Below are 23,860 nucleotides of genomic sequence, written 5' to 3'. Positions count from 1 at the left end.
GGGTACGCCGCACTGATCCCCGAGCGACACCCCGGTTTCCCCAACGGGACCCTGCGCCGCGGGAGCGCTGGATCAGCCTCCGCGCGACAGCAACAGCGGAAGCATGTAGTGGTCAATCATCTGCTCGAGCTCCTGGTCGTTCCATTCGCTTCCAGAAATCTTGTTGCGGTACATCATCATCGCCGGAATGGCGTCGAGGACGTAGTCGTTGGCCGCATCGGCGCGCACCTCCCCCCGCTCTATGCCACGGGCGACGATGTCACCGATCAGCTTGGCGGTCGGTCCCACGACCCCGTCGAAGATCACACCATGGAACCGCTCGACCTGCGTCGGATCGCATTCGTGAATCACCGATCGCAGTGCGAAGCCAGGGCGCGAGAACATCGCGTCCCGGGCCTTCCGGCACAGGGCCAGCAGGTCTTCCCGCACACTTCCGAGGTCGGGGGCCTCCTCCAAACCCGGCAGACCGGCCTGCAACGCGTCGGCGACCAGATCCTCCTTGGAGGGCCAGCGCCGCTACACCGCCGCCTTTCCGGTCTGCGCACCCGCGGCGACGCCCTCCATGGTGAGGCCGTTCCAGCCGACGGTGCTGAGCTGCTCCAACGCGGCGTCCAGGATCGCGCGTTCGAGGACCGCGCCGCGCCGACGAGGGGAGGCAGCCTGAGCAGGAGCGGCAGGCCAGTGGTCTGGGTCACGAGCTGGGTCGCAGCATCTTGATCGAGACCTTGCTGCGCGGCCTGGACGGCCGTCACGGACATCACCGTGGCGATCGCCTTCTCCTGCACCGCTATCTGCGCATCGACTCCTCGATACGGTCGGTCTGTCCGCTTCGGACGCCCAGCGTGGCATCGGCCCATTCCTGGGCCAGCTCCATCAACGCGTCCGGGCTCTTGAGGAGTTTGCTGACGCGCCGCCAGACCTCCTGCTCGATCCGCTCCGCATCGATCTGGCTGCACCCGCACACCGGGCTGCCGGCGTGACGGGGCTGTTTGCCCGAGCAGATGTACGTGCGCCTTCCCGTCATCGTCTGGATCTGCCCGACGTAGTGGGCGCCGCACCGGCTCACGATCGCTTGGACAACGGATAGGCATACGAGCGCTCACGCGACGCCCGTTGCGTGCCGATTCGAGCGGCATCCTCTTGCAGCTGTGGCCGCCGGCCGCGGTGGTCTGAAACCCAGGTGCATCATGGGAGAGCGCCGTTGACGTGCCGGAGCAGGTCATGGCGCAGAGTCTCCGGAGCGGCCTCGGGACCGTGCTACTCGATCAGAGGGCCGGATCCGCCGTCGGGCTCGCCCGCGCCGAGCTGGGTCCGAGCGGCGCAGGCGAGGTGGCTCCTGCCGGTTCAGCAGCCGGAGTCGGCGATGACGAAGTAGCCCGAGGAAGTCTCCTTCAGCGTGTGGATGACGGCGACGTTGTACAGGCCCATGTTCTGGCCGGAGCCGTTGGCGTAGGTGTAACCGCCGCTCTGGTGGGCGCGTCCGGCCTGTACCTGGTTGTAGTTGTTGTCGGTGTAGCACTTGGGTGCGGAGCCTGTCGTTGTCGCCGTGACCGACGCGGACGACGTGCCGACGGCGCCGGAGGAGTCGACCGCGGCGACGGTGTAGCTGTAGGAGGTGCCGACGGACAGGCCGGTGTCGGTGTACGTGGTGCCCGTCGCGGAGCCGACCTTCGTCCTGTTGCGGTAGACGTTGTACGAGGAGGCGCCGCTGACGGAGTTCCACGACAACGAGGCACCGGTGTCGGTGGTGCCGGTCACCGTGAGTCCGGACGGGGCGGGCAGGGAACCGGTGCCGCCCTGGCTGCCGCTGCCGTCCAGACCCCAGAACTTCGCGGTGTAGTAGCTGGAGCAGATGTAGTTGAGGTAATAGGTGCCCGTGCTACCGCACTGGTCGGCGCCCGAACCGGGGTTCACGGCGAGGCCGTGCGCCATGCCGGAGACCGAGAACAGGGCGACGGCGGGCTTGCCGGCTGAGTCGTTGTAGATGCTCTCGGTGGTGCCGCCGGTCAGGCTCTGGGTGCTGGAGGCCGTCTGACCGATGCCCCAGACGTCGGTCCACTGATCGCGCAGCTCGGTGCCGTTGACCGGGACGACGGTGGTGTCGGAGCTGCCCTGCCAGATGGCGACTCGCGGCCATGGGCCCGAGTACCCCGGATTGGAGTTGCGAGCCTTGTCGCCCCACTGCTGCGGGGTGAGGTTCTGGTTGCTGTACTGGCAGCCGGAGGCGGCGGTCTGCGTGGTGGCGCACTGTGCGGGGAGGCCTGAGTCGACGGAGCCGCCGGCGAACACGTCCGGGTAGTCGGCGAGCAGGTCCGCGGTCATGCCACCCCCGGCGGACAGTCCGGTGACGAAGATACGGCTGCGGTCCGAGCCGAACTGCGCCGCGGCGGTGTCGACCATCTGCATGATCGAGGCCGCCTCGCCCTTGCCCCGGGTGTCCTTGGTCGAGTCGAACCAACTGAAGCAGGACAGGCTGTTGTTGGCCGAGCTGGTCTGCGGGTAGACCACGGCGAAGCCCCACTGGTCGGCGAACTTCTGCCAGCCGGAGTGCGTGTGGTAGTCGCTCGCCGACTGCGTGCACCCGTGCAGGGCGACGACCAGCGGTGCGTCGGCGGGCAGGTTGGAGGGCGCGTACTCGTACATCGCCAGGTTGCCGGGGTTCGAGCCGAAGCTGGTGACCTGCTGGAGGGTGCCGGCGGCCGCCGCGCTCGACGCGAGGGGGGTGACGGCGGTCAAGCCCGCGATGAAGGCGCCCAGTGCGGCAGCCAGTGCAGTGCGCCGGAAGAACCCGCGCCAGGTGGAGTGAGGCATAGTGCGACTCCGTTGGATGGTGGGGAGGGAGGGGGAGCGCGGGCACGGCGCGGCGCCCGGCAGTCCCACCCCGCCCGGCTCTGACCGCGCCCGTCGCGTCGGCCGGTACGGCACCTGACCGCACCCGGCCCGCTGTCGTACCGGCTTGCTGGAAGCGGACTGTACGACCGGCCGGCCGGCCCATGACATGTGAGGGACAGCCAGGACTGCGGTGCCCTGCGTGGCTCGCGCACCCATGGTGTCGTTGGTACCGCTGTGACATGTGACGGGGGCCACGCGCACCGACGCACATCGGGTCTTCCGGCGTGCATGGCCTGTCGGAACACCCGCCGACCGTCGGGATGTCGGCACATGGCGGCGACACCTATCTCATGGCGCCAAAATATGTCGACGCCCCACATGTCTCCTCTCACGGGTCCTCCCTACCGTGTTCGGCCATGGACAGCACAAAGAGCTCCGACGAGGGCTTGCCCCAGCATTCCGGCCCAGGTGACGCCACCGCGTCCGGCCTGGCCTCGACCCGGTTTCTCACCGGCCGCAAGGTTCTGGTCACCGGTGCGGCCAGCGGGATCGGCCGGGCCTGCGCCGAGGGCTTCGCCGCGGCCGGTGCCGAGGTCTACGTGGTGGACCGGGCCGCCGAGGCCGCCAAGGAGGTGGCCGAGTCGACCGGCGGCATCGCCGTCGTGGCCGACCTCTCCGAGGCCGACGCGGTGGACGCGCTGCCGGACGACGCCGACATCGTCGTCAACAACGCGGGTCTGCAGCACGTCGCCCCGGTGCACGAGTTTCCCCCGGAGCGCTTCGCACTGATCCAGCGGGTGATGGTGGAGGCGCCCTTCCGCATCCTCCGCCGCACCCTGCCCCACATGTACGCGCAGGCATGGGGCAGGGTCGTGAACATCTCCTCGGTGCACGGTCTTCGGGCCAGCGCCTACAAGTCGGCGTACGTCACGGCGAAGCACGCGCTGGAGGGCCTGAGCAAGGTGGTCGCCCTGGAGGGTGCCGCGCACGGCGTGACCAGCAACTGCATCAACCCCGGCTACGTCCGCACGCCGCTGGTCGAGGAGCAGATCGCCGACCAGGCGCTCGCCCACGGCATCCCCGCAGCCGACGTGATGGACCAGGTGTTCCTGGAACGCACCGCGATCAAGCGCCTGATCGAGCCCGCGGAGGTCGCCGAGGTGGCGCTGTGGCTGTGCACCGAACGCAGCGGTTACATCACCGGCGGCTCGATCCCCCTGGACGGAGGCTGGACGGCCCACTGAGGGGCCGTCCAGCCTCCGTCGTCCGCGGGTGCCGGCTCCGGCCGCCCGAGGCCGACGAAGACGGCGCCGGCCCGCCGCCTCCCACGGCGCACCGCACCGACCGACTCCCCCCGGACCCGTTCCCTTCGTCCAACAGCGCGACCGGGTCCGGCGGTTCCGCTCCCTCCTCACTCCGGAAAACGGTGACAACCATGCCCAGCGCTCACAACGCCGTGAACGACCCAGGCACCTCGGCAAGACCGGGCGGTCTGCGCAAGATCGTCGCTGCCAGTCTGATCGGCACGACCATCGAGTGGTACGACTACTTCCTCTACGGCTCGGCCGCCGCCCTGGTCTTCGGCCGGGTGTTCTTCCCCGAGTCGGACCCGCTGACCGGCACCTTGCTGTCCTTCCTCACCTATGCCATCGGCTTCGCCGCGCGCCCGATCGGCGCCGTGGTCTTCGGCCACTACGGCGACCGTCTCGGCCGCAAGAAGCTCCTGGTGATCAGTCTGCTGATGATGGGGCTTTCCACCGCCCTGATCGGCTGTGTCCCCGGCTACGGCACGATCGGCGTCGCGGCTCCCGTGCTGCTGACCATCCTGCGCCTCATCCAGGGCTTCGCCCTCGGCGGCGAGTGGGGCGGAGCGGTGCTGTTGGTGTCCGAACACGGCGATGCCGAGCGACGTGGCTTCTGGGCGTCCTGGCCGCAGGGCGGCGCACCGGCCGGCAACCTGGTCGCCGTCGGAGTGCTCTCCTTGATGACCACTATGTTCAGCGACGACGCGTTCAACTCCTGGGGCTGGCGGGTGCCGTTCCTGCTCTCCGCCGTGCTGGTCATGATCGGTCTGTGGATCCGGCTGTCCGTCGACGAGTCCCCGTTGTTCAAGGAGGCCCTGGCCAAGGCCGAGCGCCGCAAGGCGGAGCAGCGGGCCGAGCAGCCGCCGTTCGTCGCGGTCGTGCGCAACCACTGGCGGGACATCCTGATCGCGATGGGCGCGCGCATGGCCGAGAACATCTCGTACTACGTGATCACCGCTTTCGTCCTCACCTACTGCGTCGCGCATCTCGAGCTCGACAAGCAGACGGCTCTGAACGCGGTGCTGATAGGCTCGGCCGTGCAGTTCTGCCTGATCCCGCTGTTCGGCGCGCTCTCCGACCGGGTCGGGCGCAAGCCCGTGTACCTGGTGGGCGCGGTCGGCGTAGGCCTGTGGTCGTGGGCCTTCTTCGCTCTGCTCGACACCAAGTCCTTTCCCGCGCTGGTCCTGGCCGTCACCGTCGGCCTGGTCTTCCACAGCGCCATGTACGCGCCTCAGGCGGCGTTCTTCTCCGAGCTGTTCGCCACCCGGATGCGCTACACCGGCGCCTCCATCGGAGCCCAGCTCTCGTCGGTGGCGGCCGGCGCCCCGGCCCCGCTGATCGCGACGGCGCTGCTCAGCTCCTACGGCAACGCCACCCCGATCTCGGTGTACGTGGGACTGGCCGCCCTGATCACCGTGATCGCCGTCGTCGCCTCCCGTGAGACGCGCGGCAGGAACCTGGCCGCGATCGAGCCGGACGGCTCCGCGACGCAGAGCCTTGCGGACCAGAAGACCGCCGCGTCCACCTGACGGCCGACACCGCTTCCCGGCCGGAGGGCCAGGGTCCTTTCCGTTCGGGGAGGACACTGGCCCTCATCGGCCGTTCATTCCTCGGCCGTTCGTTCCTCGGCCGTGCGCCGATTCCTCCCGTGCCCATCGCCTACGCAACGGTTGTTCGCCCATGTCGCACACACCCACCCCCGTCGCACGTCACCTGCGCAGACTGCTCGAACTCCTCGCCGCGGGCGCCCCCGCCGAAGACCTCGGAGCCGTCGCCGTCGAGGCCCGGCACAGCGGTGCCGCCGCCCAGGACCTCGCGGAGGTCGAACAGGCCACCGAAGCGGCGCTGCGCGTCCAGACCACGCTCAGGCAGCATCGGCGCCGGGAAGCGGAGCTGACCGCGCTCTTCGACACCGCCGGCGACCTGGCGGCCCTGCGCGACCTCGACGCCGTGCTGCGCTCCATCGTCCGGCGCGCCAGGATGCTCCTGGGCACCGACACGGCCTACCTCACCCTGCCCGACGAGGAGGCCGGCGGCACCTACATGCGGGTCACCGACGGCTCGGTGTCGGAACTGTTCCAGAACCTGCGCCTGGAGCTCGGGGAGGGACTCGGCGGCCTGGTCGCGCAGACCGCACGCCCCTACGCCTCCCCCGACTACCGCACCGACGACCGCTTCCTGCACACCGGCAGCATCGACGCCGGGGTCCTGGACGAGGGCCTGGTCGCGATCCTCGGCGTGCCGCTGCTGCTGGGATCGGGAAGTGGCGGCCAGGTCATCGGGGCGCTCTTCGCCGCAGATCGCACGCCACGCACGTTCGCCCCGGAGGAGGTCGCCCTGCTGTGCTCGCTGGCCGACCACGCCGCCATCGCCATCGACACCGCCAAGGCCATGGCCGACGCGCGTATCGCGGTGGCCGAACTGGCCGAGGCCAACGCCGTGATCCGCGAGCACTCCGCCGCCATGCAGCGTGCCGAGGAATCGCACGACCGGCTCACCGATCTGGTGCTGCGGGGCGGCGACGTATCGGACGTGGCCGCCGCCGTGGCCGGTCTGCTGAAGGGGGACGTCGCGGTCCACGACGGCTCCGGGTGGCCGCTCACCTCTGTCGGCGAGCACGGTGGCGCGGTCGCCAGGGGTACGGAGGACGACGGTGGCACGGAGGAGGAGGCGGCGGCGCTGGTCGCGGCGGCGAAGAGCTCACGCGCCGCCGCCCACGCGGTGTTCCACGACGGGCGCTGGGTCTGCGCGGTGCTGGCCGGGCAGGAACTGCTGGGCTGTCTGGTCCTGTTCGGGCGGCCGGATCTCGACGGCCCCGACCGGCGCCTGTTCGAGCGCAGCAGTGTAGTGACCTCGCTGCTGCTCCTGCTGAGGCGTTCGGTCGCGGAGACCGAGAACCGCGTACGCGGCGATCTGATCACCGATCTGCTCACCGCGCCCGGCCGTGACCCGGCCGGCCTGGTGGCCCGCGGCCGCCGCCTCGGCTTCGACCTCGACCGGCCCCACGTGCTGCTCGTCGCCCGGAGCGGCGACGCGGTCCGGGAACGGCTCGCCGACGCCGCCGTGCAGTACCTGTTCGGGTGCGGCGGCGTCAGCGCGGAGCACGAGGGCGACGTGGTGCTGCTGCTCCCGTGCGACGGCACCGGTCCGGGTGAGGCGGCCCGCGTCGCGGCCGGGCAGCTCGGCCAACTGGCCGGCGCACCGGTCACGGTGGCCGGCGCCGGGCCGGCTGCCGGGCCGCGGGCCATCGCCGACGTGCACGCCGAGGCCTTGCGCTGCCTGCGGGCGCTGCACGTCCTCGGCCGCGACGGGCACGGGGCGAGTGTCACCGAACTGGGCTTTCTGGGCGTGTTGTTGGGTGACATGCACGACGTGGACGGCTTCGTCTCCGCCACTTTGGGACGGCTGCTGGAGTACGACGCCCAGCGCGGCACCCAACTGGTGCGCACACTGCGCGCCTACTTCGACTGCGGCGGGAGCCTGACCCGGGCGAAGGAGGAGCTGCACGTGCACGTGAACACGGTCGTGCAGCGCCTGGACCGCATCCAGGCGCTGCTCGGCCCCGACTGGAACACCCCCGAACAGACGCTGGAACTGCAGCTCGCCCTGCGCTTGCACCTGATGTCGGGTGCCTGACGCCCCAGCGGGTATGCGCGAGAACGTCCCCGGGACCGGCGCGCCGTTCTTCCGGTCCCGCGAGGTCCCGGACGGGAGCCGGCCCCGGTCACCGTGACGGCGTACCGCCAGGCCCCTCGGTTCCCCCCACACCGGCCGCGGCCAGCAGGTGCTGTGCCACGACCCGGGCGCCCTCGTCGCCGATGATGACCGTGTAGTGGTTGGTCCCGGGGACGAGCTGCGTGCGGACCATGCGGGGATCGAGGCCGGCGGCGCCGAGACGTTGCTCGTCGTACAGGCCCTGCGGCTCGTCCATCAGACCGCGTTCCGCCCACAGCAGCACGGCCGGGCGGGGCAGCCGGTGCACCGCGCCCGACACCTCCGCACCAAGTTGGTCCACGCCGTCGACGCGGACCGCCTCCAGGCTGCAGGACGAGCGCAGTTCGGGCTCCTGCCCGACGAGATCGCGCTGGATGTAAGCATCCACCCACGGTGACCAGAAGTCGGCGAAGGCCGGATGCGACTGCCAGAACGCGCCGTAGGCCTCCCGGTCCGGGAACGTCATCGACAGCCGTCGCATGGCCGGGCCGAGCACCGACGTGATCAGCTCGTCGGGATCCAGTCCGGCGGGAACGGGGAAGCCCACGCCGCCGTCCACCAGCAGCAGGCCCGTCAGCAGGTGCGGGTGGCGTACCGCGGTCAGGGCCGCCGCGAAGGCGCCCATGGAGTGGCCGGTCAGCACCACCCGCCCAGCGCCCAGCGTGTCCACCACGGCCGCCATGTCGTCGGCGTGGGCCGCGATGCCGTACGGGCCGGGCAGTCGCCCGCTGCGGCCCCGGCCCCGTAGGTCGGGCGCCACCAGGGTGATCCGGCGAGCCAGGTGGTGGGCGACGCGCGCCCAGCTCAGGCCGTTGGCCGTGATGCCGTGCAGGGCCAGGACCACCGGCGCGCCCGGGTCGTCGGCCGGCCAGCGTGACACGGCCAGCTTCCCGCCGGGCACCGGCACCTGAAACTCCTCGCGCGCCGGTGCAGCCCCGTGCTGACCGGCCGTCGTGCCGTTCTGCGGACTCGGAATCATCTCGCAAGGACCTCCTCGCGGTCGGCGGTGGCGCGGGACGTGTGGGCGGCGCGCAGCCGGGCCGGGAGCCGTACCACGCCGCCGGGCAGCAGGTATATCACCGCGACGAACAGCGCACCGAGCAGGAACAGCGGCTGCGAGAGCGGCACACGGACCACGGAGGGCAGACCGGCGACCGCGTTCGATCCGGCCAGGTCGGCGAGCCGGTGGTCGGCCCAGGTGTAGAGGATGCCTCCGATCATGGGGCCCCACCGGCTGCCCGAACCTCCCAGCACCACCATCACCAGCAGGGACAGGGTGAAGTCGGAGGTGGTCGTCTGCGGGGTGGCGCCGCCGGTCAGCAGCAGGTAGACGATGCCGCCGAGCGCGGCCAGGGTGCCGGACAGGACGAAGGCGACCAGCTTGAAGCCGTACGGGCGCAGCCCGAGCACCTCCACCCGGCGCTCGTTCTCCTTGATGCCCTCCCAGACCCGGCCGATGGGTGAGCGGACCACCCACTGCACGACGGCCAGCACTACCACGAGGTAGGCCAGAGCGATCCAGTACAGGTTGGCGGTGTGCTCGATGCCGACCAGCGAGGCAGGCAGCCTGTCCGCGGGCGCGGCCTTGCCCTCCTCGCCGCCGGTGACGCCTCCGGGATCGCGCTGGACGAGGATCGACGCGGCCTGCGCGAAGGCCAGGGTGACCATGGAGAATCCGATGCCGCTGACGCGGAGGCTGACTGCGCCGAGCAGGGCGGACAGCACCGTGCCCGCGAGCAGGCCGAGCAGCGCCGACGCGGCGAACGGCAGGCCCGCCTCCAGCATCAGGGTGTTGGTGACGTAGGTGCCCGCGGCGAAGTAGAGCGCATGCCCGAAGGACAGCAGCCCTGTGCGGCCGAGCAGCAGGTCGTAGCCGGTGGCCAGGCCGCCGAAGAGCAGGCACAGGGCCAGCAGTTGCAGGTTGCCGGGGCCGCCGATCGGCCCGTCGAGCAGGCCCGGCAGCGGCAGCGCGCTGTAGGGCACGGTGAAGAGCGCAACCAGCAGCAGGGCGGGCCACCAGCGGGTGGCTCGCCGCAGCCGCTCGGAGCGGGAGGCGACGGGGTGGTCCGCCGCGCGGGCCCGGCCGCTCGGCTGGGTGGCGGTGGTCATGCGAGCCTCCCGGTGAGCCCTCGCGGCCTGACGAGCAGGAGGGCGGCGAGCAGGACGACGACGGCGAGGTCGCCGAGTCCGGCGGTGGTGTAGTAGTTGGCGAACTGCTGGACGAGGCCCACGGCCACCGAGGCCAGGGCGGCGCCGGTGAGCGAGCCCATGCCGCCCGTCACGACGACCACGAAGGCGAAGATGAGCAGTGACGTGCCCTGTTCGGGGTCGACGGAGCCGAAGTAGAGGCCGCCTAGGGCACCGCCGAGGGCCGCAGCCGCACCGCCGATGGCGAAGACCAGGGTGAAGGCCTTGCGCACATCGATGCCGAGCGCGGTGACCATCGCCCGGTCCTCCACCCCCGCGCGGACGACCAGTCCGTGCCGGGTTCGGCCGAGGAACAGCTTGAGTGCGGTGAGCACGACCAGGGCCGCGCCGATCAGCACCAGGCGGTTGAGCGGCACTTCGGCGCCCAGCAGGGCGAAGGTGCCGGACAGTGCCTTCGGCCCGGGGAGGGGGCGGGCGTCGGACCCCCAGATCGCGGACAGCAGGGCCGGTACGGCCAGGCCGACGCCCACCGTCGCGAGGATCTGCTCGCGGGGGCGGGTGTAGAGCGGGCGGATCACGGCGAGTTCGAGCAGCACGGCGGCGATGGTGCCCACAGCGGTGCCGAAGACGACGGCGAGGGCGAACCCGGCCCCTCCGGACCCGGCACCGGGCAGATGGCCGGAGGCGGCCCACCAGGTGCCGTAGGCGCCGACGGACAGGAGGGCGCCGTGGGCGAAGTTGAGCACGTCCATCAGCCCGAAGATCAGCGACAAGCCGGAGGCGACCAGGAAGTACAGGGCGCCCAGGCCGAGTCCGGTGAAGGTGAGCAGCACGACGGTGGACATCAGGCGTCTGCCTCCGTGGTCCGGGCGGCGGGGTGCGCCGCGGTGCGAACAGGCGCACCGGCAGTTGGCCTTCCGGTGCTGCCGACGCCGAGCAGCCGGTGGGCCGCCTCGGCGTCGGCGAGGAGGTCGGCGGCCGGCCCCTGGTGCGCGGTGCGGCCGTCGGCGAGGACGACGCAGTGGCGGGCGAGGCGGCGTACCACGGCGAGGTTCTGCTCCACGAGCAGAACCGGCACCGCCTCGGCGGCGCGCTCCAGCACCTGGGCGACCTCGGTGACCACCTTGGGCGCCAGGCCCTTGGTGGGTTCGTCGGCGATGATCAGCCGGTTGCCGTTGAGCAGAGTCCGAGCGATGGCGACCATCTGCTGCTGGCCGCCGGACAGGGTGCCGGCGGCCTGCCGGGCGCGTCGCCTCAGCTCCGGGAAGAGCTCGTGGACCAGGTCGTAGGCCGGTTCCCCCGCGCCGGGCCGCTCGGCCAGGCGCAGGTTCTCGGCCACGCTGAGGGCGGCGAAGACGCCACGGTCCTCGGGGGCGTAGCCGATGCCCCGGCGCACCAGGGCATGGGTGGCAAGGCGCACCGTCTCCTCGCCGGCCAGCAGCACGCTGCCGGTCCGGGGCACCAGTCCGAGAATGCCGCGCACGGTGGTCGTCTTGCCGGCGCCGTTGCGGCCCAGCAGAGCAGTGGTACCCGAGGCGGCCACCTCCAGATCGACGCCGTGCAGGATGTGCCTGCCCCCGATCACGACCCGCAGATCGCGCACGGCCAGCAGCGGTGCCGGAGCGGGGGTCACAGCTCCTCCCCGAGGTAGGCCTGCTGCACGGTGGAGTCGGCCATCACGGACTGCGGGGTGTCCAGCGCCAGCAGCGTGCCGTGGTGCATCACGGCCAGCCGGTCGGCCAGGTCCAGCAGCACGTCCATGTGGTGCTCGACCATGAGCACGGTCCGTCCCTCCTCCATGTGCAGCGACCGAATGAGTTCGGTCAGCACGGGCACCTCCTCGGCGCTCACGCCCGCCATCGGCTCGTCCAGCAGCATCAGCCTGGGCTCGCCGACGAGCAGGACCGCGAGTTCGAGCTTGCGTTTCTCGCCGTGCGAGAGGGCATCGGCGCAGGTGTCCGCCCGGTGCGTGAGCTGAGTGCGGGCCAGCACCCGCTCGACCCGTTCCGGGTCGGTGTCAGCACGGCGCCAAACCTGGTACGAACCGCCGTCGGCGGCCTGGGCCGCGAGCCTCACATGGTCGGCGACCGTCATACCCGGCCACAGGCTGGAGGTCTGGAAGGTGCGCCCGAGGCCGCGTCGGGCCCGAGCGTAGGCGGCCTCCGCGGTGATGTCGCGGCCATCCAGTTCGATCGTGCCCCGGGAGACCGGGCTGAGCCCGCTGACCAGGTTGAACAGGGAGGTCTTGCCCGCGCCGTTGGGGCCGATGAAGGCGAGGAACTCGCCTTCGCGGACGTCGAAGGAGACGGAGTCGACGATGGTCGCGCCGCCGACCGTCCAGCCGATGTCCCGCAGCCGGAGCACCGGCGCCGGGACGGCACGGGTCTCCCCGGATTCCGCAGACCCCGCGTTACTCGGTGACGTCGTGTTCGAGGAGGACATCGTCTCAGCCCGCCGTCCTCGCGGCCGGTGGTGCGACTGCTGTCGTCGGGATGCTGTCGATCAGCTCGGGCCGGGCGGCGCTGCCGCTGCCCTTGAGCCGGGCCGTGAACATCGGCTGCAGCAGGGCGTGGTCCTTCGCGCGGATCTGCTCCTTGCCCTTGGGCCCGTCGAAGGTCCAGCCCTCCAGCGCCTTGGCCATGGCCGTGGTGTCGGTGGCACTGCCGGACTCGATCGCGTGCACGATCATCTGGGCGGCGGTGAAGCCGTCCGGGCTGAACAGGTCGGGGTTGCCGCCGGCCTTGGTGATGCCGTCGAGCATGGCCTTCTCCACCGGGTTGCCGCCGCCGGCGCCCGGGAAGTAGTGCGCAAGGAAGGCGACCTTGGAGCCGGCCGGGCCGAAGACCGGGTACGAGGCGGTTCCCGCGAGTCCGGTGACGACCTTGCTCGCGTCCAGCACGCCCTGCTGGTTCAGCGCGGTCCACAGGGCGGGGGCGGTGGCGCCGGCCCAGGCGACGAACACCAGGTCCGGTTTACCGGCCCTGGTCTGGCGGGCGAAGGGCGTGAGGTCGGTGGCGCTCGGCGGGGCGAGCACGGAGCCGACGTTTGCGCCCTTCGCACCCAGGACGGCCTTCACCGCGGCCACGTTGGCCTGTCCGAACGCGGAGTTCTGGGCGAGCACGGTGACTTTCTTGCCCTTGGCGTCACCGAGCAGGGCCCCGGCGGCGAGGATGTCCTGATACGACTGCCGACCCGAGCGGAAGGTGTAGGCGTTGATGCCGGTGACCGCGTCGGTGGCGGCGGGGCCGCTGACGTAGAGCATCTTGTTCTGCGCGGCCAGCGGCGCCATCTGGAGTGCCACACCGGAGTCGGTGGTGCCGGCGAGGATCTTGTAGCCCTTGCCCACGAGGGTCTTGGCCGCGGCGACCGCCTTCGCCGGGTCACCGGCGTCGTCCTGTTCGGTGACCTGGATCGGGTGGCCGCCGGCCTTGTTCGTGCCGTGCGTGGCGTAGGCCAGGCCTGCCTTGAAGCCTTCCTCGTACTGCTTGCCGTAGGCGGCCAGCAGTCCGCTGCGGGAGTAGACCAGCCCCACCTTCACGGGGGCGGACTTGCCGACCGAGTCGGCGGACTCGGTGCCGGCGGTGCCGGCCGAGGAGCAGCCCGCGACCAGGGCGCCGAGGGCGATCAGGGAGAGGGCGCGAACAGATCTGCTTCTGAAGGTGTCCGTGAGGCGGGAACGCATGCGATCGGCTCCTGACAGTGTGTCGCCCGCCCGTCGCCGGGTTCCGCAGGCCTTGTCCGGAACGGCGGCCTGGTACGCGACGACGGGAGTGCGGTGCGTGATTGTCGGAACCCTAGGAGCGCCGTACGACGGGCGGCATGTTGCCAATCACCGTTCTTTGAGGCCCAGTCATGGCGCCGACGCACATGGTCCGTGACGGTCGGCCCAGGCAAAGGTGAGCAACACCCGGTCCTGTTCGCGACGTGGTGGGCAGGCCGGGTCGACGAACGCAACACCCCGGTGGGGAAGGAAACGGCATGGACAAAGTGATGGCCGCGGCCGCGCAGGCAGTGGCGGACATCCCTGACGGTGCGACACTCGCGGTCGGCGGGTTCGGCCTGTGCGGCATACCGTCGACGCTGATCGCCGCGCTGACCGAGACGAGCGCGTCCGGTCTGCGGGTGGTGTCCAACAACTGCGGGGTGGACGACTGGGGGCTGGGACTGCTGCTGCGGTCCGGCCGGATCGCCCGGATGACCTCTTCCTACGTGGGTGAGAACAAGGAGTTCGCCCGCCAGTACCTGGCCGGCGAACTGGAGGTGGAGCTGACACCGCAGGGCACCCTCGCCGAGCGGCTGCGGGCCGGCGGCACCGGCATCCCCGCGTTCTACACCCCGGCAGGAGTGGGCACCCAGGTGGAAGAGGGCGGCCTGCCCTGGCGCCACAGCGCCGACGGAGGCGTCGCGCTGGCCTCCCCACCCAAGGAGACAAGGGAGTTCGGCGGTCGCCGCTACCTGCTGGAGGAAGCCATCACGGCCGACTTCGCCCTGGTGCGGGCCGCGGTCGCCGACCGGCACGGCAACTGCGTCTTCCACGCGGCGGCACGCAACTTCAACCCGCTGTGCGCGATGGCGGGACGGGTGACCGTCGTGGAGGCCGAACGCGTCGTGGAGGCCGGCGAACTGCCGCCGGATACCGTCCATCTGCCGGGCGTGTACGTGGACCGCGTGATCGCCGCCGACGACTCGCTGGACAAGCGCATCGAGCGCCGCACCGTGCGCCCTGCGCACACCGGCGCCGAACCAGCCGTCTCGCGCACCCACTCCGAGGAGAAGTGACCATGCCGCTCGACCGTGACCAGCTCGCCGCCCGCGCCGCCCGGGAGCTACGCGACGGCCAATACGTCAACCTGGGCATCGGTCTGCCCACTCTGATCCCCAACCACCTGCCGGACGGGGTGCACGTGGTGCTGCACTCCGAGAACGGCATCCTGGGCGTGGGCCCCTACCCCTACGACGGCGAGGAGCACCCGGATCTGATCAACGCCGGGAAGGAGACAGTGTCCACCATCGCCGGCACCGCCTACTTCGATTCAGCCCTCTCCTTCGGCATGATCCGGGCCGGCCGAATCGACGTCTCCATACTCGGCGCCATGCAGGTATCAGCCCATGGCGACCTGGCCAACTGGATGATCCCCGGCAAGATGGTCAAGGGTATGGGCGGTGCGATGGACCTGGTCCACGGTGCCCGCCGGCTTCTTGTCGTGATGGAGCACGTCGCCAAAAACGGCAGCCCGAAGATCGTCGAGGGGTTGAGCCTTCCCGCCACGGGTCGCCGTGTGGTGGACCGGGTCATCACCGACCTGGCCGTCATCGATGTCGCCCCCGAAGGGCTGCGACTGGTGGAAACCGCTCCGGGCGTCACCGTGCGAGAGGTGATGGCCGTGACCGCCGCCCGCCTCCTCATCGACCAGGGCTCCTCGGCGCTCGCATCCGGCTGACCCTTCGCGACTCCCGCGTGAGTCGTCCTTGCAATGGTCTTTGACGTCCTCGCGGCCTTGACCTCATGTGTTCAGCTGCGGTCATCACCTGACGTTCTGACAGCAGGAAGGGCGGCTCCCACCTGCGATGATCTGGACTGTCCAGATCAAATCCGTTCCTCCGCCGCCGGTCACCCGCCGACAGTGGTCCCCATCCCCGTCGGCACCCACTCCGGCAGCGCCTCCGTCCGCTCCACCCACGCGGCCGGGGGCGCTCCCGCCTCGTCGGCCGCGAGCACGCCGCCGGCGATGGCGCAGGTGGTGTCCACATCGCCGCCCGCCTGGGCGGTCGCCCAGAACGCGGTCTCGTAGTCGCCGAGGGCACGCGCCGCCGACCAGAGGGCGAAGGGGACGGTGTCATGGGCGCTCGTACGCCGTCCGCAGCCCAGGACGGCCGCGACGGTGCCCGCGTCGTCGTAGTCGAGCATGTCGCGGGCGCGTCGCAGGCCCTGGCCGACGGCGCTCTTGGGGACGAGCGCCACGACCCCGTCGAGGAGCGCCTCGGGGCTCGGCGGGCCGCCGGGCGCCCCCGCCAGTGCCGCTGCCGCGGCGACCGCCATGGCTCCGACCACCGCCTCGCGGTGCTGGTGCGTGGGGTAGGCCGAGATCTCGGCCTGATGGGTGGCCTGCTCCGGATCGTCCGCGTACCAGGCGCCCAAGGGCGCGATCCGCATCGCCGCGCCGTTGCCCCACGAGCCCTGCCCGTTGAAGACCGCGGCGGCCAGTTCGCGCCAGTCCCCGCCCTCCCTGACGAGCCGGAGCAGCCGGTTGACGGCAGGGCCGTACCCCCTGTCGAAGTCGTGATGTGCGGCGAAGGAGTGGGCCAGCGCATCCTGGTCGATGCGGTGGTGGGCGGCGAGGACGGCGACGACGGAGCAGGCCATCTCCGTGTCGTCGGTCCACCGCCAGGGAGCCGGCGGCAGCTCGCGCCGCTGCAGCAGTGAATAGGTCGCCGGAACGAAGAACTGCGAGCCCAGTGCGTCGCCGGTCGCGAGTCCGCGCAGGCTGGCCAGGGCGCGTTGCAGGCGTCCGGCGTTCGGAGTGTCGGAGGAAGAGGTCATCGCGGCCAGCCTAGCCGCTCATCCAGTAGGGCTCCGGGTCCCGCCAGCGGTCAAAAGGCCGGTCGAGCGTGTACTTGCCGTCGTTCCCCAGAACGAGCATCCGCATCTCGGCGTTCCCGGGGTTGGAGAGCGACTCGAACTCCGCAACCGTCCAGTGGAACCAGCGCATGCAGAACAGCCGCATCGCCAGGCCATGGGTCACCAGGAGCACGTTGGGAGGATGGTCCGGCGCCTCGAAGCTGCGGAACAGGCTCTCCAGGAAGCCTCCGACCCGGTCGTACACGTCGGCCCCGGACTCGCCCTGGGGGAAGCGGAAGAAGAAATGCCCGTATGCGTCCCGGTACGTCTTCTGCAGTCGTACGTCGTCGCGGTCCTGCCAGTTTCCCCAGTCCTGCTCGCGCAGCCGGGGCTCCTCGCGCACGCGAATGAGGTCCGAATCGAGGTGGAAGGCGCGGAGGGTCTGGTGCGTACGGCGGTACGGGGAGACGTACACGCTGACGCGCTCCTGGCCGAAGATCTCCCGGATGCGTTTTCCGGTCTCCTCGGCCTGTCGCCAGCCCCGGTCGGTCAGGGGCAGTGAGTGGTCGGGTTCCCGCTCATACACGGAGTCGTCGACATTGCCGGTTGACTCGCCGTGCCGGACAAGGACGATGCGCCGTGGTCGTGCCATGCCAAAACCCTAGATCGAGTGACGGGAAGTCGAGCACTCGGATGGGCTCCATACAGCGTAGGTCACACAAATCAGCGGTTGGAGATTCAAACGATCCAGCTCGGTTCGAGCTCCACGATGTCACCGGTGAGGGCCGCGATGTCGACTTCCGTCTGGGCGCGCAGCGCCAGACGTTCCACCCGCTCGGTTCGGTACTTGCCGTGCTCGGCGGCCGACCGCCACATCGAAAGGATCATGAACTCGTGCTCCGCGGCCTCCCCGAGCATGCCGCGGATCATGCCCGGCGAGCCGGCCATCGCCGGGTTCCAGACCTTCTCCTGCATCAGCGTGAAGTGCTCGACTCGCTCCTCGTGTACCCGGCAGAGGGCCACCCGGACCAGGTCGGAGTCCGTGAACCGCGGTTCGAAGCCGGTTTTCACATCGAACCGGTACTCGAACAACTTGACCTGCTGGTCCTTGTACGTACCGGACTGGGACGCGGCCAGACGGTCGTGCGAGCGCGCCATGAAGGAGTCGTAGAAGGCACGGCTCTCCCAGAAGGCGAAGATGTGCGCCACTCCTGGCCGCTGCCGACTCCAGCCCCCGCCCTGTCCCCGAAAACCCGGCTCCCCCAGAAGCCCCGCCCATTTCCGCTGCCCCCGCTCGAACCCGCGGCGGTCCACCACGGTGCAGCGAATCCACTTGACCAGCACCGCGCCATCGTAAGGCCATGGGACGTGGCGTCGGTCACGCTCCGGCGGAGATCACCCGCGCATGCGCCCCCGCGCGCGTGGCACCATGGTCAAAGAGCCTGGGCAGTCCATCAGTTGGGGCAGTGGACCTCTAGGGGGAAGGGGACGCGTGATGAGCGGTTTCAGTAAGGCGATCCAGAAGGTCGAGGTCGCGGTGAAGTGGGATCCCAGCCCGGCCGGGCAGCCGCCCACCGATCTCGACATCATCGCCGGCACGTACACGGCGGATGACCCGTACGGGACTGCGGCCTATCTGGTGCACTTCGACAGCCGCTCACCCGACGGCACGATCTTTCTCAACCGGGACAGCCAGGACGGCAAGGGTTTCGGCTGGGACGAGGTGATGACGCTCGAACTCAACCGGCTGGACGGCCGGTACACGCGCGTGGTGGTCGGAGTCGTCATCCAACAGCGGTCCGCGCACCGCACGTTCGTGAACGTCCTCAACCCGGCGGTGCGTGTCCGGGAGGGCTACAACGTGCTGGCCGAGGACGACTTCGGCTCGGTGCTCGGGGCGACGGCGGCCGCCGTCGCGGAGTTCGTGCGCGACAAGTCCGGCGACTGGAGCTTCCGGCCCGGGCTGCACGGCTTCGAGGACGACCCCGTGGTCTTCACCCGTGTCATGGGCGGCCTCGGCCGACCGTGACGGCGAACAGCCAGGAGCAGCGGTAAGGGGCGCCGGCCACGGCCGACGCCCCTTACTTCACTTCACGTCAACTCGTACTGGCGGAGACCACTTATTCCTGGCGTGCGCTATTCCTCGGCATCTGGCTCTCGATCGGGAACGCACGCAGCCTCAGCTGTGGCGCCCGGTGGTCGGCGAGCCACCGCATCCGGTTGTCATCCGCGGCGATCCCGGCACGTGCGGCCTGGGTCCACTCCTCGCGATCGAGCACCTCGAGGTAGGTCGCCCGGAGCGCTTCCTGTTGTGCCACGGTGCACCCCGCAGCCTCGGAAGGCTCCGTAGTCAGGTGCTGAGTGAGAACCGCGATCGTGAAGTAGCGCTCCGTGGTCGGGCTGAGCAAACCCACATGGCGGGCATGAGCTTCCAGGACCACTCTCGAATGGGGGTAGTGAGCGAGGGTGAGTCCCATCCCCCCGCAGTCGCTCATGAGATGGAGTAGCCGACCGATGTGGTCGACCATCTCGCTGTCAGTGTCGAGCTCTGCAAGCGCCTCATGGAGTCTGGTGACTGTGGCGACCTTGCCGGCGAAGTATCCGTTGAGGAAGTCGCCATCACAGGCCCTGCGCAGCAGCCATGGTCGGGCAGCTGGGTCGTCGAGCCTGCAGAGAGCTTCGACGACGTAGACACGTCCCCAGCCGGTGACTCGCTCGGCGAGCCAGAGCAAGGCTTCGACTCCTCCTGTCTGCCGCTCGAAGGCGTGCGCCGCCAGCGGCCCGAAGCGGTCGGAGAGCAGCCCGATCGTCTGAATCAGCGGGATGTCGTCAGCTGTTCCCACAACGGCGAGCAGGGCAAGCCCGACGGTGACTGAGCAGCGATCGGTGCCGTAGCGGACCAGCCAGCGGCCCGTTTGACGAGCGCGTTCTGTGTCCACCCGCGCAGCCGCGGCGGCGATGTGCTCGTTGTGGTGAATCGGGACATAGACGTCGTGGAAGACATCGGCCAGTTCGCTGGGCAGGGCGGAGGCCCGCGCGAAATGCGTGTCCAGAATGAGCGCAATATCCTTGCCGGCCAAGTGCCGGTCTTTGGGTGCCTTCGGGCCTCGGCGACGGTGCAACGCGTCATCGGGAAAGGGGTACCCGTCGCGCGGAAGCGGCTCATCCGGAACCAGTTGATGTAGCCGCAGCGCGTGGTCGAACAGCGTTGTCGGTGATCCGGGCAGTCCTGTCCCGGTCGTCCCGCTCATCGGCGGACGGAGGACTCGATTCTCTTGATCATGGCCCGGAGCATGCCACGAGAGCAATCGCCGCGACAAGCCCTCGACACGGCGGCGCGTTGCATCAAACACAACAGCCAGGCATCACGCTCGTCGAAGGCGGTGGAGCCGCGAGACCGGCTCCACCGCTCTGAACAGCTACTTCACGCCGTGAAGGCGCTCGGTGTCCTGGCGGAGACCGCTTATTCCTGAGGTGTCGTATTCGTCTGCTGGCGGAGGTCCGCAGCACGAGCGGCAAGGTAGTCGGCCCAGGAGGCCTTGGCGAACCCGGCCCAGCGGACAGCGGTTTCAAGATGGAGACCGAGGATGCTCGCGAGGACCGGTGCAGGCAGATCTCCGGCTAGTGCAACCGGGGCGGCATTGCGGGCAGGCCGGGTGTTGATGCCATAAGCCAGGAGCTTCGTGCTGAGTCCCGTCTGCGATGTGGGGCGGCCGGGGACCAGCCCAGGGAAGAGCCAGGGCTCACCGCGGTCGACGCGAATAAGGGCGGCACGGGTGTGCGGTGCCTCGGCCAGTTGGTGCAGGAGCTTAGCGAGGCAGGGCGGCAGCAGGATCGGGTGCCGGTCGAGCGTGAGGTAGCTGTTGTCGGCGCGGCCGGTGAGTTGGGTCGCGGTCAGGTGCCGGACGTGGGAGGCGTGCAGGCCAAAGAGCAGGATCAGAGCGCCGGCAACCCGGGTGTCTAGGGCCATGGCCGAGTCTGTCAGGCACCGTTTCAACAGTTGCCAACGTTCGTCTTCATCCATCAGTTGGCTGGGCTGCTGCCGTGGCATGGAGGGCACCTTGAGCTCGTCGGTGAGGCCACGGTCGGTGGTCCAGGACAGGAAGTAGCGGATCGTGTAGATACGGGTGTTGCCCGTGTCCAGCCAGCGGTCAAGGTCACCTTGCGTGAGCTCGCCCAGCGCGATGCCGTGTTCGTCCAGCCAGGTGAGGAACTCCAGGGCCACCAGGACACGGGTGCGGAGGAACGAGCCCGGCTCGGCCGGGCGGCGTCTCTGGGCGGCACGACGCCGGGCCCTTCGCAGCAAGTACCAGTGCACGTAGGGACAGATCAGCTGGACGTGTCTCGCGGAGCGGTCGGCGAGGATCGTGTCCAGCCAGGCAGGGATTCGGTCGAGTTCCTCATCGCGCTCGGGGAGAACACCGAGGTGGACGAGAGTGTGCCGGACGTAGTGAAGGTGACGGCTGGGCAGGAGCTGGTCGAGCTGCTGGTGGGTGATCGGTTCACCGGTGGAAGCCAAACTGGCGAACAAGGCGGCGTTGGGGCTGTGCTTGAGCCAGCCCAGGATGCTGCGGGGACGGTCCACACGGCTCAGCGCATCCCGCAGCGGCTGTAGCTGTGCCGGGACGTACCCGTCGGGGCCGGACAACACTTGCTGGACGCGTTCAGCAAGTACGCAACGGGCGCACTGGGAGTCGGCGTAGGCGCGGCCGCCAAGGCCGCAGGTGCGGCAGGTGTAGTCAAAGGCAGTGCCCGAGCAAGCGCCGCAGATCCCGGTGCCGTCCTCGGTGATGCCGATCAGCGGCTGGTGGCGGCTACAACCCGAACAGGTCGCGGGCGCGTCCAGTACGGCCGTGTAACAGGTCAAGCAGACCGGTCCGATCGGCCAGTAGGTGTGAACGGGGCAGGACTGTCCGCAGCGGCAGCACTCCTGAGTTAGCCCCGGGCGGCAGCTTCGGCAGGCCCATGAGCCGCCAGTCCCACGCTGGCAGGGACGGACGTTTCCGCAGACAGAGCAGGTCTTGGTAGGCCCGTTGTAGCAGTCCTCGCAGATATCCGGCCGTGATCCGCTGGCCCGGCGGGCGATGCGTTGCACTTGACCGCAGCGGCCGCACTCTCGGACGGGCCTCTGCTGTCGGTGGTGACAGGGAACGCAGAGCGGCCCGTTGGGGCCGTTCGACCCGGCCGGGCCAACGGATCCGCACCTCGTGCAGGTGCGCTGAGGGGCAATCCAACAGCTCGTACAGAGCGGCGAGTTGTCCGGTAGCCGGGTGACGGGCATGCGGAACTGCCCGCAGGCAGCACATTCCTCGACGACATTCGGGTCGACGCGGTAGCAGGAGTAGCAGATGACCCCCTCGACTCTCCGGGCGGCGAGCCGAGTGCCGATGCGGCCGCATCTGTCGCAGGTGCCCTTGCTACTGCGGGTAGCGCAGTTGACGCAGAGGCGTCCCCGTGGGCCGCGTCGTGGGAGGTCCACGTCGGATCGGCCGCAGTCGGTGCAGGACGGGCGGATCACGGCGGTATGTCCGGCCGCGTGGAGGATCTTGGCGAGGCGCACGATCACGGGCGGGCAATGGGCTTCCCCGGAGATCAAGGCATCTGGGTGGTTGGCTAGGTGCTGGTCGAGGTCACGGAGCGAGACGCCCCGGGCGGCCCCTGCTTCGGTGACAGCCTGGAGGGCTTCCGCCTGGTCGAGTTCAGCCAGCGAAGCGGTCAGGGCAGTGATCACGCGATCCAAGGCGGCCTGCCGCAATTCAGCTCGCTCACGGTCTCGGGTGCCAGTCATAGTCCCTCGGGGCGCCGGATAGTGGTCCGACGGGCAGCCGGCAGCGGTCGGACCGGTGCACCATCCGCAGTTTTGCGGATCTCCTCGTTCAGGACCTGGACCTCGATGAGGTCGCCGGGCTGGCAGTCGAGGATGTCGCAGAGCGCTGCGAGGGTGTCCATCGACAGCCTCTGCGGAGGCTGAGTGACCAGGCGGAAGACCTGTTCGCGGGAGAGGGTGATGCCTCGTTCGGCGAGCGGCCCGACCAAATCGGTGGTCTGGAACATCTGCCGTGTGGCCATGATCTGCCGCAAGTGCCAGCGGTAGCCCATCTTCTTGATCACGTCTCGTTGTCCTCCCAGAGATCACCGTGGCGTTCCTTCAACACCCGCTGCATCAGTCGGTTGCGGTACTCGTCCGAGACTCCGGTGTAGATCGCGGTGGTGCTGGCGTAGGCGTGGCCGACCTGATCCTGGACGAACCGCTCGGGGTACCCGAACTCGACGAGATGCGTGACGTAGCTGTGGCGGAGCCCGTGCAAGTCGATTTCGTCGGGCAGGTCCGCGGCTTTGCGGGCGGCCTCGAAGGCTTCGTCCAAGCGTCGGGGGGACATCCGACCACGGCGTTCAGTGATCCAGAGGGCGGGGTGCTTTCCCGGGGAGAAGGCCGGGCGGACCTCCTCCAGGTACTGGTCGAGGAGGTCGACGCTCCAGTCCAGTTCGGGGACGGTCAAGACGGTTCGGCGCTTGGGTGGGCCACCCTTGGAGGACTTTCCATAGCGTACGAACAAGCCGCCGAACTGGCCCTACTGCGGCATCTTCGGGTTCCGCCGCAGGTCCGCCAGGTCCAGTCCGCAGGCTTCCTGGCGACGGAGCCCGTAGGCGTAGACGGTCTTGAGGAGGATCGCGTCCCGAAGGGCGGCAAGCGAGCCCTTGCGGCGCCGGGCCCGGATCTCGTCGAGTCGTGCGTCCGCCGCGTCGAAAAGGGCTTGGACCTCGTCGTAGGTCAGAGGGCGCCGGCCGGGGTCGCCCTCGTATTCGCTGCTGTGGGTAACCGTGTTCCACTCGTGCAGGATCTGCACAGGCGCCTGGCCGAAGCGTTCCAGGCAGCGCACGGGCCAGCCGTAGCGAGCGTCGGTGATGTACTCACAGAACATCCGGAGTGCGTTCTGGTAGTTCCGCCCGGTGGACACGGCGAACTTCTTCCGCCGCGACCGCAGGTGGTCGATGAACGCCTCGACCTCGGCGGGCTCCCACTGCCACGGGTACTGGTTGGTGAACTCCGCGAACCGCCGTACCACCGACAAGCGCGGCTTGATCGTCCCGTCCTCGTCCAGGAAACGGGTCCTCTGTTGCCGGGCCCAGCCGTCCAGCATCGCGCCGAAAACCGCCGGCTCCGGTTCCAGATGCACGACGCCGTCGGCCAGCACCAGGTGCGCGGCACCCGGCATATCCACCCCTCGACTCACGATGCATTCAACGCAACATCGTTGAATCGGTTACGGTCGCGCGCCTGGCCAGCAGAAACGGGGCTGGC

The 23,860-nt window shown here is 69.8% G+C and carries 20 protein-coding genes and 2 pseudogenes; 6 read left to right on the top strand and 16 right to left on the bottom strand.

Annotated features, from left to right (window positions below):
* Positions 1 to 72: 72 nt before the first annotated feature.
* The 3 genes and pseudogenes from ABZ396_RS15720 to ABZ396_RS15710 form a co-directional block, all read right to left on the bottom strand.
* Positions 73 to 675 (bottom strand): annotated as a pseudogene (locus tag ABZ396_RS15720) (TetR/AcrR family transcriptional regulator); the annotation flags it as partial.
* Between the two features lie 112 nt (positions 676 to 787).
* Positions 788 to 1,066, bottom strand: a complete 279-nt coding sequence (locus ABZ396_RS15715; RefSeq protein ID WP_358920204.1) for a zinc ribbon domain-containing protein — start codon at positions 1,064 to 1,066, stop codon at positions 788 to 790.
* A gap of 278 nt (positions 1,067 to 1,344) precedes the next feature.
* Positions 1,345 to 2,811, bottom strand: a complete 1,467-nt coding sequence (locus tag ABZ396_RS15710; protein WP_358920203.1) for a PHB depolymerase family esterase — start codon at positions 2,809 to 2,811, stop codon at positions 1,345 to 1,347.
* A 437-nt stretch (positions 2,812 to 3,248) separates the two neighbouring features.
* Between ABZ396_RS15710 and ABZ396_RS15705 the strand changes: the two genes are divergently transcribed.
* The 3 genes from ABZ396_RS15705 to ABZ396_RS15695 all read left to right on the top strand — a co-directional run bounded on the left by ABZ396_RS15705 (position 3,249) and on the right by ABZ396_RS15695 (position 7,772).
* Positions 3,249 to 4,076: a 3-hydroxybutyrate dehydrogenase gene (locus ABZ396_RS15705; RefSeq protein ID WP_358920201.1), complete on the top strand. Its 828-nt coding sequence runs from the start codon at positions 3,249 to 3,251 to the stop codon at positions 4,074 to 4,076.
* A gap of 191 nt (positions 4,077 to 4,267) precedes the next feature.
* Positions 4,268 to 5,665: an MFS transporter gene (locus tag ABZ396_RS15700; RefSeq protein ID WP_358920199.1), complete on the top strand. Its 1,398-nt coding sequence runs from the start codon at positions 4,268 to 4,270 to the stop codon at positions 5,663 to 5,665.
* 151 nt (positions 5,666 to 5,816) lie between these two features.
* The gene (locus tag ABZ396_RS15695) at positions 5,817 to 7,772 is read left to right on the top strand and encodes a helix-turn-helix domain-containing protein (RefSeq protein WP_358920197.1); all 1,956 of its coding nucleotides are present in this window, start codon (positions 5,817 to 5,819) and stop codon (positions 7,770 to 7,772) included.
* Between the two features lie 88 nt (positions 7,773 to 7,860).
* On the opposite strand, the gene ABZ396_RS15690 is transcribed toward ABZ396_RS15695, so the two are convergent.
* The 6 genes from ABZ396_RS15690 to ABZ396_RS15665 are packed head-to-tail and all read right to left on the bottom strand — an operon-like array spanning position 7,861 to position 13,680.
* Positions 7,861 to 8,829, bottom strand: coding sequence for an alpha/beta fold hydrolase (locus ABZ396_RS15690; RefSeq protein WP_358920196.1), 969 nt, complete (start codon positions 8,827 to 8,829; stop codon positions 7,861 to 7,863).
* On the bottom strand, positions 8,826 to 9,959 hold the full coding sequence (locus tag ABZ396_RS15685) for a branched-chain amino acid ABC transporter permease (protein ID WP_358920194.1): 1,134 nt from the start codon (positions 9,957 to 9,959) through the stop codon (positions 8,826 to 8,828). Before ABZ396_RS15685 ends, ABZ396_RS15690 begins: the two co-directional genes overlap by 4 nt.
* Complete coding sequence (locus ABZ396_RS15680; protein WP_358920193.1) at positions 9,956 to 10,843, bottom strand: branched-chain amino acid ABC transporter permease; 888 nt, start codon at positions 10,841 to 10,843, stop codon at positions 9,956 to 9,958. The genes ABZ396_RS15685 and ABZ396_RS15680 overlap by 4 nt, the downstream gene beginning before the upstream one ends.
* The gene (locus ABZ396_RS15675; protein ID WP_358920191.1) at positions 10,843 to 11,631 is read right to left on the bottom strand and encodes an ABC transporter ATP-binding protein; all 789 of its coding nucleotides are present in this window, start codon (positions 11,629 to 11,631) and stop codon (positions 10,843 to 10,845) included. The genes ABZ396_RS15680 and ABZ396_RS15675 overlap by 1 nt, the downstream gene beginning before the upstream one ends.
* Positions 11,628 to 12,440, bottom strand: coding sequence for an ABC transporter ATP-binding protein (locus ABZ396_RS15670; RefSeq protein ID WP_358920189.1), 813 nt, complete (start codon positions 12,438 to 12,440; stop codon positions 11,628 to 11,630). Before ABZ396_RS15670 ends, ABZ396_RS15675 begins: the two co-directional genes overlap by 4 nt.
* Before the next feature lie 4 nt (positions 12,441 to 12,444).
* Positions 12,445 to 13,680 carry a substrate-binding domain-containing protein gene (locus tag ABZ396_RS15665; protein ID WP_358920188.1) on the bottom strand — a complete coding sequence of 412 codons (1,236 nt, stop codon included), beginning with the start codon at positions 13,678 to 13,680 and terminating at the stop codon, positions 12,445 to 12,447.
* A 296-nt stretch (positions 13,681 to 13,976) separates the two neighbouring features.
* Between ABZ396_RS15665 and ABZ396_RS15660 the strand changes: the two genes are divergently transcribed.
* Both ABZ396_RS15660 and ABZ396_RS15655 read left to right on the top strand, forming a co-directional pair.
* Positions 13,977 to 14,777, top strand: a complete 801-nt coding sequence (locus ABZ396_RS15660) for a CoA transferase subunit A (RefSeq protein ID WP_358920186.1) — start codon at positions 13,977 to 13,979, stop codon at positions 14,775 to 14,777.
* Between the two features lie 2 nt (positions 14,778 to 14,779).
* Positions 14,780 to 15,439, top strand: a complete 660-nt coding sequence (locus ABZ396_RS15655; RefSeq protein WP_358920184.1) for a CoA transferase subunit B — start codon at positions 14,780 to 14,782, stop codon at positions 15,437 to 15,439.
* Positions 15,440 to 15,609: 170 nt separating this feature from the next.
* Here ABZ396_RS15655 and ABZ396_RS15650 read toward each other — a convergent pair whose 3' ends face one another.
* The 3 genes from ABZ396_RS15650 to ABZ396_RS15640 form a co-directional block, all read right to left on the bottom strand.
* On the bottom strand, positions 15,610 to 16,539 hold the full coding sequence (locus ABZ396_RS15650) for an ADP-ribosylglycohydrolase family protein (RefSeq protein ID WP_358920182.1): 930 nt from the start codon (positions 16,537 to 16,539) through the stop codon (positions 15,610 to 15,612).
* A gap of 10 nt (positions 16,540 to 16,549) precedes the next feature.
* The gene (locus ABZ396_RS15645) at positions 16,550 to 17,209 is read right to left on the bottom strand and encodes a histidine phosphatase family protein (protein ID WP_358920180.1); all 660 of its coding nucleotides are present in this window, start codon (positions 17,207 to 17,209) and stop codon (positions 16,550 to 16,552) included.
* 86 nt (positions 17,210 to 17,295) lie between these two features.
* The gene (locus ABZ396_RS15640) at positions 17,296 to 17,901 is read right to left on the bottom strand and encodes a YdbC family protein (RefSeq protein ID WP_358920178.1); all 606 of its coding nucleotides are present in this window, start codon (positions 17,899 to 17,901) and stop codon (positions 17,296 to 17,298) included.
* 151 nt (positions 17,902 to 18,052) lie between these two features.
* Between ABZ396_RS15640 and ABZ396_RS15635 the strand changes: the two genes are divergently transcribed.
* Positions 18,053 to 18,586: a TerD family protein gene (locus ABZ396_RS15635; protein WP_358920176.1), complete on the top strand. Its 534-nt coding sequence runs from the start codon at positions 18,053 to 18,055 to the stop codon at positions 18,584 to 18,586.
* Positions 18,587 to 18,677: 91 nt separating this feature from the next.
* On the opposite strand, the gene ABZ396_RS15630 is transcribed toward ABZ396_RS15635, so the two are convergent.
* From ABZ396_RS15630 to ABZ396_RS15615, 4 genes and pseudogenes are all read right to left on the bottom strand, one after another.
* Positions 18,678 to 19,808: a hypothetical protein gene (locus ABZ396_RS15630; protein ID WP_358920174.1), complete on the bottom strand. Its 1,131-nt coding sequence runs from the start codon at positions 19,806 to 19,808 to the stop codon at positions 18,678 to 18,680.
* A 212-nt stretch (positions 19,809 to 20,020) separates the two neighbouring features.
* The gene (locus ABZ396_RS15625; RefSeq protein ID WP_358920172.1) at positions 20,021 to 21,424 is read right to left on the bottom strand and encodes a hypothetical protein; all 1,404 of its coding nucleotides are present in this window, start codon (positions 21,422 to 21,424) and stop codon (positions 20,021 to 20,023) included.
* Between the two features lie 917 nt (positions 21,425 to 22,341).
* Complete coding sequence (locus tag ABZ396_RS15620; RefSeq protein ID WP_358920170.1) at positions 22,342 to 22,668, bottom strand: helix-turn-helix transcriptional regulator; 327 nt, start codon at positions 22,666 to 22,668, stop codon at positions 22,342 to 22,344.
* Positions 22,665 to 23,774, bottom strand: a pseudogene (locus ABZ396_RS15615) (tyrosine-type recombinase/integrase). Before ABZ396_RS15615 ends, ABZ396_RS15620 begins: the two are co-directional and overlap by 4 nt.
* Between the last annotated feature and the right edge of the window lie 86 nt (positions 23,775 to 23,860).

This window comes from Streptomyces sp. NPDC005866 (assembly GCF_040629895.1).
GTDB lineage: Bacteria > Actinomycetota > Actinomycetes > Streptomycetales > Streptomycetaceae > Streptomyces.
This window is presented reverse-complemented; position numbering and strand designations above follow the sequence as displayed.